At 72.9% G+C, this 17,560-nt stretch carries 16 protein-coding genes and 1 tRNA gene; 16 read left to right on the plus strand and 1 reads right to left on the minus strand.

The window, feature by feature from the left end:
* Positions 1 to 209: 209 nt before the first annotated feature.
* Together DEJ29_RS05635 and DEJ29_RS05640 are read left to right on the plus strand one after the other, a co-directional pair.
* Positions 210 to 3,239: an Rne/Rng family ribonuclease gene (locus DEJ29_RS05635; RefSeq protein ID WP_181438303.1), complete on the plus strand. Its 3,030-nt coding sequence runs from the start codon at positions 210 to 212 to the stop codon at positions 3,237 to 3,239.
* Between the two features lies 1 nt (position 3,240).
* Positions 3,241 to 4,170, plus strand: coding sequence for a hypothetical protein (locus tag DEJ29_RS05640; protein ID WP_111096111.1), 930 nt, complete (start codon positions 3,241 to 3,243; stop codon positions 4,168 to 4,170).
* Between the two features lie 95 nt (positions 4,171 to 4,265).
* On the opposite strand, the gene DEJ29_RS05645 is transcribed toward DEJ29_RS05640, so the two are convergent.
* Positions 4,266 to 4,538 (minus strand): DUF4031 domain-containing protein, encoded by a 273-nt coding sequence (locus DEJ29_RS05645; protein ID WP_071405560.1) that lies wholly within the window; start codon positions 4,536 to 4,538, stop codon positions 4,266 to 4,268.
* A gap of 179 nt (positions 4,539 to 4,717) precedes the next feature.
* On the opposite strand from DEJ29_RS05645, the gene rplU reads away from it, so the two are divergent.
* The 14 genes from rplU (at position 4,718) to DEJ29_RS05715 (ending at position 17,560) form a co-directional block, all read left to right on the plus strand.
* Positions 4,718 to 5,026 carry a 50S ribosomal protein L21 gene (rplU, locus tag DEJ29_RS05650; RefSeq protein ID WP_027464715.1) on the plus strand — a complete coding sequence of 103 codons (309 nt, stop codon included), beginning with the start codon at positions 4,718 to 4,720 and terminating at the stop codon, positions 5,024 to 5,026.
* Between the two features lie 12 nt (positions 5,027 to 5,038).
* Positions 5,039 to 5,290 carry a 50S ribosomal protein L27 gene (rpmA, locus tag DEJ29_RS05655; RefSeq protein ID WP_017885976.1) on the plus strand — a complete coding sequence of 84 codons (252 nt, stop codon included), beginning with the start codon at positions 5,039 to 5,041 and terminating at the stop codon, positions 5,288 to 5,290.
* Between the two features lie 104 nt (positions 5,291 to 5,394).
* A complete protein-coding gene (gene obgE, locus DEJ29_RS05660) occupies positions 5,395 to 6,972 on the plus strand; it encodes a GTPase ObgE (RefSeq protein ID WP_111054875.1) in 1,578 nt (525 codons plus the stop codon).
* A 7-nt stretch (positions 6,973 to 6,979) separates the two neighbouring features.
* Positions 6,980 to 7,798: a glutamate 5-kinase gene (gene proB / locus DEJ29_RS05665; protein ID WP_258376045.1), complete on the plus strand. Its 819-nt coding sequence runs from the start codon at positions 6,980 to 6,982 to the stop codon at positions 7,796 to 7,798.
* A gap of 405 nt (positions 7,799 to 8,203) precedes the next feature.
* Entirely contained in the window at positions 8,204 to 9,469 is a 1,266-nt protein-coding gene (locus DEJ29_RS05670) for a glutamate-5-semialdehyde dehydrogenase (protein WP_111096112.1), read from the plus strand.
* Between the two features lie 40 nt (positions 9,470 to 9,509).
* Complete coding sequence (locus DEJ29_RS05675) at positions 9,510 to 9,710, plus strand: hypothetical protein (RefSeq protein WP_110859232.1); 201 nt, start codon at positions 9,510 to 9,512, stop codon at positions 9,708 to 9,710.
* An 11-nt stretch (positions 9,711 to 9,721) separates the two neighbouring features.
* The gene (gene nadD, locus DEJ29_RS05680) at positions 9,722 to 10,321 is read left to right on the plus strand and encodes a nicotinate-nucleotide adenylyltransferase (RefSeq protein ID WP_110859233.1); all 600 of its coding nucleotides are present in this window, start codon (positions 9,722 to 9,724) and stop codon (positions 10,319 to 10,321) included.
* On the plus strand, positions 10,318 to 11,832 hold the full coding sequence (locus DEJ29_RS05685; protein WP_284174133.1) for a hypothetical protein: 1,515 nt from the start codon (positions 10,318 to 10,320) through the stop codon (positions 11,830 to 11,832). The genes nadD and DEJ29_RS05685 overlap by 4 nt, the downstream gene beginning before the upstream one ends.
* Positions 11,833 to 11,964: 132 nt before the next feature.
* Positions 11,965 to 12,339 (plus strand): ribosome silencing factor, encoded by a 375-nt coding sequence (gene rsfS, locus DEJ29_RS05690; RefSeq protein WP_027464721.1) that lies wholly within the window; start codon positions 11,965 to 11,967, stop codon positions 12,337 to 12,339.
* Between the two features lie 108 nt (positions 12,340 to 12,447).
* Positions 12,448 to 12,520, plus strand: a tRNA-Ala gene (locus DEJ29_RS05695).
* 79 nt (positions 12,521 to 12,599) lie between these two features.
* Positions 12,600 to 13,523 carry an aldose 1-epimerase family protein gene (locus DEJ29_RS05700; protein WP_111096056.1) on the plus strand — a complete coding sequence of 308 codons (924 nt, stop codon included), beginning with the start codon at positions 12,600 to 12,602 and terminating at the stop codon, positions 13,521 to 13,523.
* Positions 13,502 to 15,019 (plus strand): anthranilate synthase component I family protein, encoded by a 1,518-nt coding sequence (locus DEJ29_RS05705; RefSeq protein ID WP_111096055.1) that lies wholly within the window; start codon positions 13,502 to 13,504, stop codon positions 15,017 to 15,019. Before DEJ29_RS05700 ends, DEJ29_RS05705 begins: the two co-directional genes overlap by 22 nt.
* A 46-nt stretch (positions 15,020 to 15,065) precedes the next feature.
* Positions 15,066 to 15,935, plus strand: coding sequence for a DnaE2-dependent mutagenesis accessory factor ImuA' (gene imuA', locus DEJ29_RS05710; RefSeq protein ID WP_181438294.1), 870 nt, complete (start codon positions 15,066 to 15,068; stop codon positions 15,933 to 15,935).
* Positions 15,932 to 17,560, plus strand: a complete 1,629-nt coding sequence (locus DEJ29_RS05715; RefSeq protein WP_111096054.1) for a DNA polymerase Y family protein — start codon at positions 15,932 to 15,934, stop codon at positions 17,558 to 17,560. The genes imuA' and DEJ29_RS05715 overlap by 4 nt, the downstream gene beginning before the upstream one ends.

Here is a 17,560-nt window from a genome sequence, read left to right on the forward strand (position 1 = left end):
GGTGAGAGCGCACTGTGGTCGGGCAGCGTCACTCCGATGCCGAGCCGGAACGGGCCGGGTGCCCGGACCGGAACGGGCGCGGACGCAACGAGAAGTTGACGCGGACCGATCACGAGACAGCGAGCGCGGGGGCGTCGACGCCGCCCGCCACGACACAGAATTCCCGCCACCCGAAAGGGTGCGAGTGGGGCCGAGGAGTGCACCAGTCCATGGTGGAGCAGAACAACGACAACACGACCAACGACGAGAACGCGCCGAAGCGCCGGAGCCGCCTGTTCGGCGGTCGCCGCGCCCGGTCGTCCGGCCAGGAGGCCCGTGGGGGCGCCGAGCAGGCACCCCACGCCGACGAGACCCTCGCGCTGACGGGCGGCGCTGACGCCCGTCCCGCGGCCAGCGTCGCGTCGGCCGGTTCGCCGGACTCTCCCGGTTCGCCGGACTCGCCCGACTCTCCGGCCTCGCCCGCGTCGCCCGTCGAGCAGACCGACACCGGGGCGGTCTCCGTCGCGGTCGAGGCCGTCGCCGACAGCGGTGCCGAGCCGCACGACGGGAGCACGCTGACCGGTGACCTGCCGGTCGTGACGGGCGACCGGTCGGCCACCGCGACCGACGGGGCGGACGCGGACCGCGCCTCCCGTCCGGCCGACGCCGCACCGACGGCCGAGGCGAGCGACGACGCCGCACCCGCCGACGAGCCGTTCGTGCCGAAGGCCACGAGCACGCTCAGCCTGATCTTCCACGCGCCGGTGCTGCCGGAGCTGCCGCAGCGCGCGCCCCGGTTCGAGCGCGATCGTGACCGCGACCGTGACCGCGACGAGGACGACCGCTACGACCGCGAGGACCGCTTCGACCGCGACCGCGACCGCGACCGTGACGACCGCGACGACCGCGACGACCAGGGCGGCTCGCGCCGTCGCTCGCGTCGCCGTGGTTCGAGCGCCGACCGCGAGGCCCGCGAGCCGCGCGACCACCAGGAGCCGCGCCGCCGCGAGCCGGAGCTCATCACCGAGCCGCAGCGCATCAAGGGCTCGACCCGGCTCGAGGCGAAGAAGCAGCGTCGTCGTGACGGCCGCGATGCCGGACGCCGCCGTCAGGTGGTCAGCGAGGACGAGTTCCTCGCTCGCCGCGAGAGCGTCGACCGCCAGATGATCGTCCGCTCCAGCTCGTCGACGATCGAGATCGGCGTGCTCGAGGACGGCATCCTCGCCGAGCACTACATCACCAAGTCCGAGAACGTGTCGCTCATCGGCAACGTCTACCTCGGCAAGGTGCAGAACGTCCTGCCCTCGATGGAGGCGGCGTTCGTCGACATCGGTCGTGGCCGCAACGCCGTGCTCTACGCCGGTGAGGTCGACTGGAACTCCGTCGAGACCGGCAACCACGGTCGCCGCATCGAAGCAGCGCTCAAGCCGGGCGACAAGGTCCTCGTGCAGGTCACGAAGGACCCGGTCGGCCACAAGGGTGCCCGCCTCACCAGCCAGATCTCGCTGCCGGGTCGCTACCTGGTCTACGTGCCGAACGGCTCGATGAACGGGATCTCGCGCAAGCTGCCGGACACCGAGCGTGCCCGACTGAAGAAGATCCTGAAGGAGGTCCTGCCGGAGCACGCGGGCGTCATCGTGCGCACCGCCGCCGAGGGCGCGACCGAGGAGCAGCTCACCCGCGACGTGCAGCGCCTGACCAGCCAGTGGGAGGCCATCCAGAAGAAGGTCGCCGGTGGTCACGCCCCGGTCATGCTGCACTCCGAGCCCGACCTGCTCATCAAGATCGTCCGCGACGTCTTCAACGAGGACTTCACGAAGCTGATCATCGACGGCGAGGCCGCCGGCGGCACCATCGACGAGTACCTGTCGGCCGTCGCCCCGGACCTCAAGGACCGCGTCGTCCGCTACGAGGGCCCGGACTCCTTCGAGGAGTTCCGCCTCAACGAGCAGATCGACAAGGCGCTCGACCGCAAGGTCTGGCTGCCCTCCGGTGGTTCGCTCGTCATCGACCGCACCGAGGCCATGACGGTCGTCGACGTCAACACCGGCAAGTTCGTCGGTTCCGGGGGCAACCTCGAAGAGACGGTCACGAAGAACAACCTCGAGGCCGCCGAGGAGCTCGTCCGCCAGCTCCGCCTGCGCGACATCGGCGGCATCATCGTCGTCGACTTCATCGACATGGTGCTCGAGGAGAACCGCGACCTCGTGCTCCGCCGCCTGGTCGAGTGCCTGAGCCGTGACCGCACGAAGCACCAGGTCGCCGAGATCACCTCGCTCGGCCTCGTGCAGATGACCCGCAAGAAGATCGGTGTCGGCCTGCGCGAGTCCCTCGACGAGGTCAACGCCAAGATCAACGACAACAACGCCGACCCGGGCCCGAGCAAGGGCCGTCGCAAGGGCCGCGGCGGGAACGGCAACGAGAACGGCCGATCCGACAACGGCAATGGCAACGGCAACGGCAACGGCAACGGTGGCAAGGGGAACTCCGGTTCCTCGGGGTCGTCGAACGGTGCCTCCGGCCAGGCGCACCAGATCACCGACGACGTGAAGAACGCGCTGTCGCGGATCGCCGCCTCGACCCTCTCGCACGACGAACAAGAGGCCGCAGCAGCTGCCGTGACCGCGACCGCGACGGAGGCCACGGCACCGTCGTCGGCCGACGCGTCGACCGGCCCGGACAGCACGGGTGGCGAGCAGCCGACCGGTTCGAAGCGTCGTCGCCGTGGCCGTGGCGGCCGCGGGGCAGAGCCGCAGAGCGGAGACCAGCAGGGCGGCGACCAGCAGGCCGCTGCCGACGCTCGGGCCACCGATGCACTGCAGGCACCCGCTGCCGAGCAGTCGGACCCGTCTGGGTCGTCGGTCATCGCTGAGCCCGCCGTGATCGTCGAGCCCGAGGCGCGCGCGCCGAAGGTCGCTGCTCCGGCCGTCACCGAGCCCGCAGCCGCACCGAAGGCGAAGGCCCCGGCCCGCCGTCGCGTGAGCTCGAGCGCCACCGTGACGCCGACCGACAACACCGTGGCGATCCTGGACATCCCGATCGCCGCGGCGCCCAAGCGCGAGCCCCGCGCGGTCGCCCCGGACGCCGAGTCCCTGCTCGACTCGGTGCTCCAGGCGCTCCCGGAGCCGAAGCAGCCCGGACAGGGGCGCTCGCGCTCCCGCCGGGTCTCGTCGCCGAGCATCAGCGCTCCCGCCACGCCGACGGAGGAGTCGACCGACGACGCCGACGGCTCCGACGGCTCCGTGATCCTGGGGAACTGACGTGTCGAACCCGGGCGACCCGCAGCAGCAGCGTGGGTACTACGGTGCGGGCTGGTCCCAGCCCGCACCGCCCGGCCCGGGTGCCCAGCAGCCCGGCGGCCCGGTGCCGCCGCAGCAGGGCGGCGTGCCGCAGTACGGGCGTCAGCCCGGTGCCGGCGCGCCGTACGCCCCGCCGCGGCCGCCCCGTGCCCCGGCCGACCCCCGCCGGGCCTTCGCGCCCGGCGCCTCGGTGACGAACACGGCCGGTGCGCTCATCGCCGTGGTGGCCCTGGTGCTCGTCGAGTTCGTGTCCGGGCTCTTCGGGCTGCTCGGCACCTCGCTCGTGGTCAGTCCGTTCCGGCACTACGGCGCCGGCACGAGCCTGCTCGGCAGCTTCACGACCGGGGTCTTCGTGGCTCCGTTCCCGTACTACGTCGGCGCGTTCCTGGCCCTGGCGTTCCTGACGCCGATCGACCGCCGCAGCCCGCTGCCGAGGCTCCTGCTCCGCGTGGTCCTCGCCGGCGCCGCGGGCACGGTGGCCCTGATGCTCGTCGGGGTGTTCACCGGCTCGTTCGGAGCGGCCACCGCCGGCGGCTCCCAGCTCGTCATCGACGTGCTCACGCGGCCGCTGCAGAACGGTCTGCCGTTCACCGTGATGCTCCTGGCGACCGCCACGGCAGCTTGGCTCTGGCTCGGTCGGCCGCGCCGCGGACGTGGCTCGTCGACGACCCCGGGGATGCCGGGCACCGTCCGACCCGCCGACGCGGTCCCGCCCTCGACGATCCAGCCGCAGGCACCACAGCAGCCACAGCAGCAGCCGCCGGCACCGTACGGGCAGGGGCGCGTGCAGCCCGACCCCCACGGCCAGTACGGCGGCCAGTACGGCGTCGGGCCACGCCCAGACCAGCAGCAGCCCCCGGCGAACCCCTGGGGCGGTCCAGCGCCCCGCTGAGCCCGTTCGCGCGGCCCTGCGAGCCGGCGGCGCGCCGTGCGCGGTGCCGGGCGGGGCGGACGCACGCCGCGCCTCCCGGGCGTCCGGACGGTCGGTCAGAGACCGCGCTTGTCCCGCTGCGCCACGCGCAGCCCGCTGCGGATCAACCGCAGCACGAGCTCGCGTCCGGTCACGGCCGAGGCGCCAGCGGCCACCAGTTCGTCGTACCGCGAGAGCGGGACGTCGTAGTGGTCGTGGTCGAACGCACGGCGCGGCACACCGGCCCGCGCAGCGAACGCGTGGAGTTCCGCGTAGGATTCATCACTGACGAGGTGCGACCACAGTGTGTCGTGGGCGGGCCACGTCGGTGGGTCGATCAACACGGTCACCGTGCAATCGTACGGGTGTCGCCGTTTGACCGGACCCAGGGTGATCGAGTATTCTCGGTCCCTGGTGTCAGCGGGCCGTTCTGCCTGCGTCGCCGATCGGGCCCGGCCTTCCGGGAGCCGCTCGTGCAGAAGTGGGCACCCGAGACTTCCCTCAAGCAGAGTTACGTAAGGATTTCCACGTGGTTTACGCAGTAGTGCGCGCCGGCGGCCGTCAGGAGAAGGTCGAGGTCGGCACCATCCTGACCATCGACCGTGCCAAGGCGGACGACAAGGGCAACATCGACCTCGCCCCCGTGCTCCTCGTGGACGGTGACAAGATCACGTCGGCGGCTTCCGAGCTCGCTAACGTGACCGTCACCGCCGAGGTGCTCGACGACCTCCGTGGTCCCAAGGTCATCATCCAGAAGTTCAAGAACAAGACCGGGTACAAGAAGCGCCAGGGTTTCCGCGCTGAGCTGACCCGCGTCAAGATCACCAAGATCGCGTAAGGGAGTCAACTCATGGCACACAAGAAGGGTGCGAGTTCCACTCGCAACGGTCGTGACTCGAACGCACAGCGCCTCGGCGTGAAGCGCTTCGGTGGCGAGGTCGTCAACGCCGGCGAGATCATCGTCCGCCAGCGCGGCACGCACTTCCACCCGGGCGCCAACGTCGGCCGCGGTGGCGACGACACGCTGTTCGCCCTCTCGTCCGGTTCGGTCGAGTTCGGCACCAAGGGTGGCCGCAAGGTCATCAACATCGTCAACGCGTAGTCGTTCGAACGACTGCAGCTGGAGGGGCGGGCCGAGTGCCCGCCCCTCCTTCGCTTTTCCCGCCGACGATCCCGTCGGCACAACGAAACACCTGGAGTGGACCCATGGCGACCTTCGTCGACCGCGTGACCCTGCACCTCAGCGCGGGACACGGCGGCAACGGCTGCGTGTCGGTCCGCCGTGAGAAGTTCAAGCCCCTCGCCGGGCCCGACGGCGGCAACGGCGGTGACGGCGGCGACATCGTGCTCGTGGCCGACCCGCAGGTGACGACGCTGCTCGGCTACCACCGTTCGCCGCACCGCTCGTCGAAGAACGGGCAGCCCGGCATGGGTGACCACCGCAGCGGTGTCAGCGGCGAGGTCCTCGAACTCCCGATGCCCGTCGGCACCGTGGTGTACGACGAGTCCGGCGAGGTCATCGCCGACCTCACCGAGCCCGGCATGCGCGTCGTCGTGGCCCCCGGTGGACAGGGCGGCCTCGGCAACGCGGCGCTCTCCACCACGAAGCGCAAGGCCCCCGGCTTCGCGCTGCTCGGCACCGAGGGCTGGGCGGGGGACATCAGCCTCGAGCTGAAGACCATCGCCGACGTGGCCCTGGTCGGGTTCCCGAGCGCCGGCAAGTCCTCGCTGATCGCGGCCGTCTCCGCCGCCAAGCCGAAGATCGCGGACTACCCGTTCACGACCCTCACCCCGAACCTCGGTGTCGTCGAGTCCGGTGACACCCGCTTCACCGTCGCCGACGTCCCCGGTCTGATCGAGGGCGCGTCCGAGGGCAAGGGCCTGGGTCTCGAGTTCCTGCGCCACGTCGAGCGGTGCGAAGCGCTGCTCCACGTCATCGACTGCGCCACGCTCGACCCGGGCCGCGACCCGATCAGCGACCTCGACGTCATCCTCGGCGAGCTCGAGCGCTACCCGGTCCCCGAGGGCCAGGTGCCGCTGCTCGAGCGCCCGCAGCTCATCGCCCTGAACAAGATCGACGTGCCCGAGGCGCAGGAGCTCGCCGAGTTCGTCACCGCCGAGCTCGAGGGCCGCGGCTACCGCGTCTTCCCGATCTCCACGGCGTCCCGCAAGGGGCTCCGCGAGCTGACGTTCGCTCTGGCCGACATCGTCGAGCAGGCCCGCGCCGCCCGTGCCGCCGAGCCGGTCCCGGAGCGCATCGTGCTCCGCCCCCGCTCGGTCAACGAGAAGCCGTTCACCGTGCGCGCCGAGGGCGGCGAGGAGCACCGCTTCTACCGCGTCCGCGGCGCCAAGCCGGAGCGCTGGGTCCAGCAGACCGACTTCACCAACGAAGAGGCGATCGGCTACCTGGCCGACCGGCTCGCCAAGCTCGGCGTCGAGGACGGCCTGTTCAAGGCCGGAGCCGTCGCCGGCTCCACCGTCGTCATCGGTGGCGACGGCGGCATGGTGTTCGACTGGGAGCCCACGCTCACGTCGACCGCGGAGCTCATCACGAGCGCCCGTGGGACCGACGCCCGCATCGGTGCGACGTCGCGTCCGACCCGCAACGAGCGGCGCGAGGAGTACTTCGAGCGGATGGACGCCAAGGCGGCCGCCCGGGCCGAGCTCGAGCAGGAGCGCGTCTCCGGGCTCTGGGTGGACGACGAGGTGGTGACCAGCGACCAGCTCGGCACCGGCGACCAGTTCGACGCCGACCAGGTCGAGACCAGCGACCAGAAGGACTGACCGCGGCATGACCGACACGACCGCCCGCACCGACCTCGGACCCGTCACACGGCGGGAGGACATCCCGCGTGCGCGGCGGATCGTGGTCAAGGTCGGCTCGTCCTCGGTCAGCGGTGACGCCGCCGGCCAGATCGGCCCCCTGGTGGACGCGCTGGCTGCCGCCTACGGCCGGGGGACCGAGGTCGTGCTCGTGTCGTCCGGTGCGATCGCGACCGGGTTCCCGTTCCTCGGACTCGAGGGTCGGCCGGACGACCTCGCCACGCAGCAGGCTGCGGCCGCCACCGGGCAGAACGTCCTGATGTTCCGGTACCAGAAGGAACTCGACCGGCACGGTGTCGTCGCGGCGCAGATCCTGCTCACCGCGGGTGACCTGCAGAACCCCACGCACCGGGTGAACGCCCAGCGCGCCATCGACCGCTTGCTCGCGCTGCGGGTGCTGCCGATCGTGAACGAGAACGACACCGTCGCCACGCACGAGATCCGCTTCGGCGACAACGATCGGCTCGCGGCCCTGGTGGCCCGACTGCTCGGGGCCGATGCCCTCGTGCTGCTCTCCGACGTCGAGGCGCTCTACACAGCACCCCCGGAGCAGCCCGGCGCGACCCGCATCGACGAGGTGCCGTTCGGCGACGAGCTCGCCGGGGTCACCTTCGGCTCGATCGGCACCGCCGGCGTCGGCACCGGGGGAGCGGGGACCAAGGTCGCCGCCGCACGGCTCGCGGCCGAGGCGGGCACCGCGGTGCTCGTGACCGACACGGCGCTGGTCGACCGCGCGCTGGCGGGCGAACACCTCGGTACCTGGTTCCACGCCGCACCGCATTCCTGACGCAGCCCGCACCGCGCCCGGAGCGGCGGCAGCGAGTGGTCACGACTCCCCGTCGGGACGGCGCCGACTGGTCGGAGGCCGTCGGTGTGGGCGTCGCGGAGCGACGGTCTGTGACCGCTCGCGTGGCGCAGGACGATGTGTCGTGACCGGTCGGTGGGGTGGACACGACCGCCTGGAGGCCCGGCGCCGGTCCCGGGGACCGGTGCCGGGCCTCCAGGCGGTCGACGGGACGCGGTTGTGTGGTCGGGAACCGTCGGCGCGGGCGTCACGGAGCGACGATCGGTGACCGCTCGGCAGGCGGGTGACGACGTGTCGTGACCGGTCGGTGGGGCGGACCGGGCCTGGAGGCACGGCGAGCGTCCGGCACGCCCGTCACGAACCGAGGGGCGGACCTACAATCGGTCCATGTCGTCGATCGCGCCCGCCCCGACCCTCACCGACAAGCTCGTGGCGGCACGGGCCGCTTCGTCGGCGCTCGCGACCGCGACGACCGCCGTCAAGGACGCGGCCCTCGGCGCGATCGCCTCGGCGGTGCGTGCCGCGACCGACGAGATCGTCGCCGCGAACCACAACGACCTCGTCGCCGGCGAGGACGGCGGGCTCTCGTCCGGGCTGCTCGACCGGCTGCGACTCGACCCCGTCCGGATCGAAGCCCTCGCCGCCGCGGTCGAGCACGTCGTCGGGCTGACCGACCCCGTGGGGGAGCACGTGCGCGGGTCGCAGCTGCCGAACGGACTCCAGCTCACCCAGGTGCGCGTGCCGTTCGGCGTCGTCGGGGCGATCTACGAGGCACGCCCGAACGTCACCGTCGACATCGCCTCGCTCGCGCTCAAGTCGGGCAACGCCGTCGTGCTCCGTGGCGGATCGGCGGCCCAGCACACGAACGCCGTGCTCGTCGCCCGGATCCAGGACGCGGTCGAGTCGGTCGGCCTGCCCCGCGACCTGGTGCAGACCATCGACGAGTTCGGCCGCGCCGGTGCCACCGAGCTCATGCGCGCACGTGGCCTGGTCGACGTGCTGATCCCGCGGGGGAGCGCCGCACTCATCCAGACCGTCGTCACCGAGTCGCAGGTGCCCGTCATCGAGACCGGTGCGGGCGTCGTGCACGTGTTCCTCGACGCCTCCGCGCCGGAGCAGCGTGCGGTCGACATCGTCCTGAACAGCAAGGTGCAGCGGCCGAGCGTGTGCAACGCCCTCGAGACCCTCCTGGTGCACGAGGCCGCCGCCGAACGGCTCCTGCCGGTGCTGGCCGACCGGTTGCGGGCGTCCGGTGTGACGCTGCGTGGCGACGACGCCACGCGGGCGATCGTGCCCGGGGTGCTCCGCGCCACCGACGACGACTGGGCGACCGAGTCGATGGACCTCGACCTGTCGATCCGCGTCGTGCCCGACGTCGACGCGGCGATGGCGCACATCGCGCGGTGGTCGACGCACCACACGGAGTCGATCGTCACGAACGACGTCGACACCGCCGAACGGTTCCTGGCGACCGTCGACTCGGCGGTCGTGATGGTGAACGCGTCGACCCGGTTCACCGACGGCGGCGAGTTCGGTTTCGGGGCCGAGGTCGGCATCTCGACGCAGAAGCTGCACGCGCGCGGTCCGATGGGCCTGCCGGAGCTGACGAGCACGAAGTGGATCGTGCGCGGCTCCGGGCAGATCCGCGGCTAGACTGAACGGCGTCTTTCCCCGACCGAACGGAGCACGAACGATGACCTTCCTCGCAGAAGCTGCTGAGCACGCCTCCGGGGCGCCCGCGTTCGTGTTCCCGATGGTCGGCGCCCTCTTCTTCATCTTCCTCGGCTTCGTGACCTGGAGCTTCCGCGACGTGGCCTACCGCCACTCCCAGAAGTTCGAGGCCACCCGCCACCACGAGACGGGTGTCGACGAGTTCGGCCACACCAAGATCTGACCGACCACTCGATGCTCGAGACCACCGGACGGCCACGCATCGGCGTGATGGGTGGCACGTTCGACCCCATCCACCACGGGCACCTGGTCGCGGCGTCCGAGGTGGCGCGGGCGTTCGACCTCGACGAGGTCGTCTTCGTCCCCACCGGACAGCCGTACATGAAGTCCGACGTCACCGACGCCGAGCACCGGTACCTGATGACCGTGATCGCCACCGCGTCGAACCCGATGTTCACCGTCAGCCGCGTGGACATCGACCGCCCAGGGCCGACGTACACCGTCGACACCCTGCGGGACCTGCACGAACAGCGACCGGATGCCCAGCTGGTCTTCATCTCGGGCGCAGACGCCGTTCAGCAGATCGTCGACTGGAAAGACCATGATGGTCTCTGGGACCTCGCGCACTTCGTGGCCGTGACACGTCCGGGACACGCCTTGAGCATCACCGGATTGCCCGAGCGGGACGTAAGCTTGCTCGAAGTCCCTGCACTGGCCATATCCTCGACGGATTGCCGTGACCGGGTTCGACGGGGGTTCCCCGTCTGGTACTTGGTTCCCGACGGTGTCGTCCAGTACATCTCCAAGCACCATCTGTATCGGAGCGTTGCATGAGTTCGTCCGACGCGCAGCCGCCCCTGTCGCGGCGCCAGGCGCGCGAGCGGGAGCGTGCCGCCGCGGCCGGTTCGCAGCCCGCGACGCCGCCCCCGACCGTCGCCGCACCCGCCGCCGAGACCCCCGGGTCCCGCCGCCCCGGGTCGCACGTCGCCCCGGCCCCCGGTGGCCCCGCACAGTCGTCCGCGCCGGCATCGGCGCAGACCGACCCCGGATCCGCCGCGTCCGTCCGGGTGTCGGCACCCGCGGCCGGTGTGCCGCCGTTCCCGCCGGCCTCCGCGACCGAGATCGTCCCCGGCAGCGGTGGGCTCACCCGTCGGCAGATCCGGCAGCTCCGCGCCGCCGAGCGCCAGGCGGTGCAGCCGGTCCCGCTGCAGGACCCCACGCCCCAGTCGTCCGACCGCACCGTCGAGGACGTCCTCGGGTCGGTGGACACGATCGACCCCTCCGCCGCGCCGCAGAGCGCTCCGGACGCCGAGGCCGCGCACGACGAGCAGCCCGCTGCCCCGACGGTCCTCGACCAGGCCGCGGTCGCCCAGGCCACCGAGGCCGACGGGTCCCCGGACGCGCTCGAGCCCCTCGAGGAGGCCGCTGCGCACGCCGAGGAGCCCCGCCGCCACCGGTCGACGTGGTCGCCGCCCGCCGACGTCACCGAGTCCGACGCGTCCGCGACCGACGTCCCGGAGTCTGGAGCGCCGGAGACCGACGCCCCGGCGGGCGACGTCCCCGAGTCCGACGCTCCTGCGGACGAGACGACCGACGTCGCACCGGCGGACGAGTCGTCCGAGGACGCTCCGGCCCGGTCTGCCGACGACGCTCCCGCTCCCGCTGCCGGGTCGCAGCCCGCCGTCACGCCGGTCCCGATCCCGACGAACGCCGCCGCAGCGACCCCCGCGGTGTTCCCGCTCTCGCTCGACGCCGAGGACGACGACACCAACGAGGTGCCGCTGCCCGAGCCCGCGACCGAGGCCCCGAAGGTCCCCGCGGCGTTCCAGCGTCCGACCGAGCCGAAGCCGGTGACCACGGCCTTCGCGCCGCCCGCCGGCCACTGGTCGCAGCAGGCGCACGACTCGAACGACTCCGAGGTGCACGACGCCGAGACGGGCACCCGCCGTGTCGCGGTGACGAACACGAACGCGATCATCCTGCCGAACTCGGCCCTGGCCGACCCCACCGGTGCGCTCAACGCGACGGGCGAGGTGATCCTGACCGGGTCGATCGACCTGCCGGCGTCGCTGTCGTCGACGGGGTCGCACCGGCCGATCGACGGCGCCGAGGTCGACCGCCTGCTCGAGCAGCAGGACGAGCAGCCCGAGACCGATGCCAGCCCGGTGCGGGCCAGCCGCGCGGTGTCCAGCCACACCTCGACCCGTCAGGTCGTGCTCGCCGCCGCCAAGCCGAAGGAGTCGCGCACGCCGCTGATCCTCGGTGTGACGGTCGGCGCGGTCGGGCTGGCTGCGGCCGGCGTCATCATCACCGCACTGCTCACCACCCACGCGTTCGGCGGCTGACCGCTGCCGTCCTCGACGTCCGTTCTCCACCACCCCGCCGACCCTGGCCTGGCCGCTGTCGGCGGGGTGGCTTATGATCGTGACCCATCAAGCGAACCGGCTGTCCGTCGGTTTGACGACCGGAAGGAATCCGTGACCGCCTCCACTCGCGCACTGGAACTCGTGCAGGCCGCAGCACTCGCGGCCGACGCCAAGCAGGCCGAGGACCTCGTCGCTCTCGACGTGACCGGGCCGTTGCAGCTCACGGACGTGTTCCTGCTCGCAACCGGTCGGAACGAGCGCAACGTGCAGTCCATCGCCGATGCCGTCGAGGAACGCCTCCTCGAGCTCGGTGCCAAGACGCTCCGCCGCGAAGGCCGTACCGAGGGCCGCTGGGTCCTCATCGACTTCGGCGAGATCATCGTGCACGTCTTCCACGACGAAGACCGCCAGTACTACTCGCTCGAGCGTCTCTGGGCCGACTGCCCGACGATCCCGCTCGAGCTCCCGGTGGACCACACCGCCTGATCAGCGACGCGCCCGGGTGACGGCTTCGATTTCGTCGCCCGGCGTTCGCATGGTGTACGCTTCTATGGTGCCTCCGGGGAACCGGTTGGTACGAAAGCAACACGATCTGGGTCTGTGGCGCAGCTGGTAGCGCACCTGCATGGCATGCAGGGGGTCAGGGGTTCGAGTCCCCTCAGATCCACCCTCAACCCCGTCGTTCCTCGGAACGGCGGGGTTTTTCGTGCGCCCGTCAGGCCTCGGCGGCCCGATACGCTGAGCGCATGAGCAACGACGCGCCGCTGTCCGGGTCCCCGCTGACGATCGCCTCCGCCGGGTACACGGCCGACATCGCCACCGTCGGAGCAACGCTGCGGACCCTGCGGCACGAGGGCCGAGACCTGGTCGTCCCGTTCGACGCCGACGAGGTCCGCCCGGTCTTCCGCGGTGCCGTCCTGGCCCCGTGGCCGAACCGGATCATCGACGGCGAGTACTCCTTCGGCGGCGTCGACCACGAGCTCGCCCTCACCGAGCCCGCACGGCACCACGCCCTGCACGGACTCGTCGCGTGGACGGACTTCCGCGTGCAGGAGCAGGCGGACGACCGCGTGGTGCTCGCCACGACCGTCCAGGCGCAGCAGGGCTACCCGTACCGCGTCGAGGTCACCGTGGAGTACCGGCTCGACGCCGAGGGGCTGCACACGACGATCACCGGGACGAACACCGGAGCCGAGGACGCACCGTGGGGGACCGGCCCGCACCCGTACCTCGTCGCGGGTACCGGCACCGTCGACGACTGGACCCTGACGCTCCCCGCCGCCCAGGTGCTCGAGGTGACGCCGGACCGGCTCGTCCCGACCGACCTGGTCCCCGTGCACGACGAGTTCGACCTGCGCACGCCCACGCTGATCGGCGACCGGTTCATCGACCACGCCTTCACCGGCTTCGATCGCGACACCGCCGGCCTCGCCACCATCGCGGTCACGGCGGCGGACGGTCGCGGGGTCCGTGCGACCTTCGGGCCGGAGTGCGGCTGGGCGCAGGTGCACACCGCCGACCACGTCGTCCCCGAGTACCACCGCGCCGGTCTCGCCGTCGAGCCGATGACGTGCGCCCCCGACGCCTTCAACGACGGCGAGGACCGCGGCCTCGTGGTGCTCGCGCCCGGTGCCTCGCACGCCGCCGCATGGACGATCGCCGCGATCTGAGCACCCCCGACCCCGGCGTCCGCGTCGAGGTCCGCCGACTCGACCCGGTCCCCGACCTCGCGGCCCTGGCGGCGCAGGTCCCCGGGGACCTGGTGTGGCTCGACTCCGGCCTGCCCGACGGTGCTCCCGCCACGGCTCGACCCCGGGCACGGTGGTCCGTGCTGGCGTGGACGGACGGGCCGTTCGCCGCACGGTTCCGGCACCAGGACCGTCGCGCGCACCTGACGGTCGCCGCGCCCGCCGAGGGGTGGTTCGGGCCCGCCCGATCCGAGGAGCGTCCGGCCTTCGCGGTGCTGGCGGACCTGCTCCGACGCACGCCCCGCCTGCCCGAGCCGGTCGTCGGGTGCGGGTTCGCGCTGGGCTGGGTCGGGTTCCTCGGCTACGAGCTCGGCCGCGAGTCCGGCGGCCCGGACCGCACCGCCGACGGGTACGCCGACGCCGACCTGCGGTTCGTCGACCGCGCCGTCGTCGTCGACCACACCGGTGGCGCCTGGGCGCTCGCGCTCGTCGCCGACGTGGAACCGGCGGCCAGTGCGCGGAACCGCGTGTGGCTCGAGGAGGTGCCCACCCCCACGACGTCGACCGGCGTCGTGGACGCGGCCACGGGCCTCCCGGCCGGGGTGTCCACGGCGACCGGACGCGTCACGCGCGCCGCCTACGAGCGGGCGGTCGACGCGTGCCGCGCGGAGATCCGCGAGGGGAACGCGTTCCAGGTCTGCCTCACCACCGCCTTCGCGGTCGGACTGGAGGCCCGTGGCGGCCCCGGTACGGACCCGCACCTGGACGAGTACCTGCGGATGCGGGCGGCCGATCCCGTCCCGTTCGGTGCGTTCCTGCGGCTCGGCGCGCTGCGCGTGGCGAGCCGGTCACCGGAGCGGTTCCTGCGGATCGACGCGGCCGGAGCGGTGCTCGCGGAGCCGATCAAGGGCACGCGGCGGCGGCTCGTCGACGCGGAGGCGGACGCGGCCGCGCGGGACGACCTGGCGGCGAGCCCGAAGGACCGCGCCGAGAACGTGATGATCGTCGACCTGCTGCGGAACGACCTGCTGCGGACCGCGGTGCCCGGGTCGGTGCACGTCGAGCGGCTGTGCGCCGTCGAGACGTACGCCAGCGTGCACCAGCTGGTCTCGACGATCGGGGCGGTGCTGCCGCCGGGGACGTCGCGGGCCGACGTGGTGCACGCGGCGTTCCCGCCGGGGTCGATGACCGGGGCGCCGAAGAGCAGTGCCACGGCGATCGCGGACCGGCTCGAGGGGGCGCCGCGCGGGGTGTACTCGGGCGCGATCGGGTACTTCTCGGCGAGCGGGGCGGTCGACCTGTCGGTGGCGATCCGTAGCCTCGTGACCGTGCTCGACGAGTCGGGTGCGGTGCGTTCCCGGACCCTCGGAGCCGGGGGAGCGGTGACCTGGTCGTCGGTGCCCGCGGACGAGGCGGACGAGGTCGAGACCAAGACGCGGTCGGTGCTCGGCGGGGTCGGGGCGGTCGCCAGCTGGTGAGCTGATGCCCTGATCCGAACACGCGTTCGACCAGGACTGTCCACGGATGTCGGACGCGATTGACATCATCGAACACATGTTCGAATATGAGGGCATGCAGACGGCGGCGGCACTCCGGTCGCCCACCCCGGACCGGGGCGGGCGGAGCGGTGCTGCACGCGGTGGCAGCGGTGCGGGTGGTGGCGGTGCGCGCCGTGGGCCGGACCACCTGAGCGATGCCCGGGCCGCGCTCGACCGCATCACGTCCCTGCGGTCCCGGGTGGCCGACATGGAGTCCACCCGGGTCGACACCGCCGGGCTCCCCACCGCCCCGGCACTCGAACCCCTGCTGCCCGGCGGCGCGATCCGGGTCGGTGGCACCTACGCCGTCCCCGAGTCGGTGCTGCTCGCGATCACCATGCTGCAGGCGGCCTCGGCGGCCGGGGCGTGGTGTGCGGTCGTCGGGGTGCCGTCCTTCGGGATCGAAGCCGCCGCCGCCGCGGGGATCGACCTCGAACGGCTCGTGCTCGTCCCCGATCCGGGTGACCAGTGGCTCGCCGTGACGGCGGCGATGGCCGACGTCGCCCAGATCGTCCTCACCCGACCGCTCGGCCGGGTCGTGCCGGGCGACGTGGCACGGCTGTCGGCCCGGCTGCGACAGCGCGGTGGCGCACTCGTCGCGCTCGGCTCCTGGCCCGGGGCGGACGTCACGCTGCGGGTCACGTCCTCGACGTGGAGCGGCATCGGTCAGGGCCACGGCCACCTGACGGAGCGCCGGGCCACCGTGACCGCGACCGGGCGTGCCGGCGCGGTGCGTCCGGCGACCGCCGAGCTGCTCCTGCCCGCGGCCGACGGTGCGGTCCGGGCCGCCACACCGGTGCCGATGGTGGGCTCCGGGGACACCCGCGTGCTGCGGCCCGTGGCGGTGGCGTCGTGATCGCCTCCGGGCGCGTCCGGACCGACGCGATCACGCGGGGAGCGGCACTGCCCGAACCACCCCCGACCCGGACGATCGTGCTCTGGTGCCCGGACTGGCCGGTCATCGCGGCGGCTCGGGCCGGTGGCACCCCGCCGGAGCAGCCCCTCGCCCTGACCGCGAAGGGGCTCGTGTTCGCGAGCTCCGCGTCCGCGCGTGAGCAGGGTGTCGTGCGGGGGCTCCGCGTGCGTGAGGCGCAGGCGCGGTGCCCCGAGCTCCTCGTGCAGCCCTACGACGACGCCCTCGACCACCGCACTTTCGAGCCCGTCATCCGTGCGGTCGAGGCGGCCGTCCCCGGGGTCGAGGTGCTGCGGCCGGGCACCCTCGCGCTCCGTGCCCGCGGCCCGGCCCGGTACTACGGCGGTGAGCGCGCTGCGGCGGCGACCCTTGCCGGCATCGCGGCCGACCACGGCGCACCCGCGGTGCGGGCCGGGGTGGCCGACACCCCGTTCGCGGCGGACCAGGCCGCCCGGGCCCGTCCGGTGCGTCCCGGCGAACGGGTGCGGCTCGTGCCCGTCGGGGGATCGGCGGACTTCCTCGCGCACCTGCCGCTCGGCGTGCTCGGCGACCCCGACCTCACGACGGTGCTCGACCGGCTCGGCATCACCACGCTCGGCGACTTCGCGGCACTCGGCGACGAGCAGGTGCGGGACCGCTTCGGCGTGGCCGGGGCGTTCCTGCACCGGTTGGCCGGGGGCCGCGACCCCCGCGAGATCGCGGCGCGTGAGATCCCGCCGGAACTCCGGGTCGAGGCGTCGTTCGAACCCCCGCTGGACCGTGCCGACCAGATCGCGTTCGCGTTCCGGCGTTCCGCCGACGACTTCGCCGAGCGACTCCGGGCCGCGGGGCTCGTGGCGACGACCATCCGTGTGGGGATCGTCGACGAGCGCGACATCCTGCTCGAACGGACCTGGGCGCACCCGCGCTGGTTCGACGCCGCCGACGTGGTCGACCGGGTGCGGTGGCAGCTCGCCGGTGGGGTGGACCCCAGCGGGCTCGAGGCGCCGGTCACCTCGGTCGTGCTCGAGCCGGTCGCCGTCGACGACATGGCGAACCACGAGCGCGGGCTGTGGGGCTCCGGCCCGGACGAGCGCGTGCACCACGGCCTCGCCCGGATCCAGGGCATGGTCGGCCACGACGGTGTGGTGAGTCCGCGCATCGGTGGTGGCCGCACCCTGTCCGAGCGCGTGGTGCTCGTGCCGTGGGGCGACGCACCCGCCGGCGGTGAGCGAGCCCTGGCGACCGTCCGCGACCGACCGTGGCCCGGCAAGCTGCCCGGCCCGCCCCCCGCCACCGTGCTCGAGCGCCCCCGACCGGTCGACGTCGTCGCCGTCGGCGGTGCGAGCGTCGACGTCGACGAGCGCGGCGTGCTGTCCGGCGCACCCGACCGGTTCCGCGCCGAGGGCGACCGGGGCGGCGGGTTCTCCGCCGTGACGGCCTGGGCGGGGCCGTGGCCGCTCGTCGTCCGGTGGTGGGAGTCCGGCGGCCGACGCCTGCACCGGCTGCAGCTCGTCGACGCCGAGGGGCGCGCCTGGTACCTGGTGCTGGCGGACCACCGCTGGTGGGCCGAGGCGATCGCGACGTGA

Origin of the sequence: Curtobacterium sp. MCPF17_021 (assembly GCF_003234605.2) — a bacterium.
In the GTDB taxonomy this organism is placed as follows: Bacteria; Actinomycetota; Actinomycetes; order Actinomycetales; family Microbacteriaceae; genus Curtobacterium; species Curtobacterium flaccumfaciens.

Bases quoted from the DNA above. Each gene is read 5' to 3' on its own strand.
- DEJ29_RS05635 (WP_181438303.1), top strand. From the start codon at position 210: ATGGTGGAGCAGAACAACGACAACACGACCAACGACGAGAACGCGCCG.
- rpmA (WP_017885976.1), top strand. From the start codon at position 5,039: ATGGCACACAAGAAGGGTGCGAGTTCCACTCGCAACGGTCGTGACTCG.
- obgE (WP_111054875.1), top strand. From the start codon at position 5,395: ATGGCGACCTTCGTCGACCGCGTGACCCTGCACCTCAGCGCGGGACAC.
- proB (WP_258376045.1), top strand. From the start codon at position 6,980: ATGACCGACACGACCGCCCGCACCGACCTCGGACCCGTCACACGGCGG.
- DEJ29_RS05670 (WP_111096112.1), top strand. From the start codon at position 8,204: ATGTCGTCGATCGCGCCCGCCCCGACCCTCACCGACAAGCTCGTGGCG.
- DEJ29_RS05675 (WP_110859232.1), top strand. From the start codon at position 9,510: ATGACCTTCCTCGCAGAAGCTGCTGAGCACGCCTCCGGGGCGCCCGCG.
- nadD (WP_110859233.1), top strand. From the start codon at position 9,722: ATGCTCGAGACCACCGGACGGCCACGCATCGGCGTGATGGGTGGCACG.
- DEJ29_RS05685 (WP_284174133.1), top strand. From the start codon at position 10,318: ATGAGTTCGTCCGACGCGCAGCCGCCCCTGTCGCGGCGCCAGGCGCGC.
- DEJ29_RS05700 (WP_111096056.1), top strand. From the start codon at position 12,600: ATGAGCAACGACGCGCCGCTGTCCGGGTCCCCGCTGACGATCGCCTCC.
- DEJ29_RS05705 (WP_111096055.1), top strand. From the start codon at position 13,502: ATGGACGATCGCCGCGATCTGAGCACCCCCGACCCCGGCGTCCGCGTC.
- imuA' (WP_181438294.1), top strand. From the start codon at position 15,066: ATGTCGGACGCGATTGACATCATCGAACACATGTTCGAATATGAGGGC.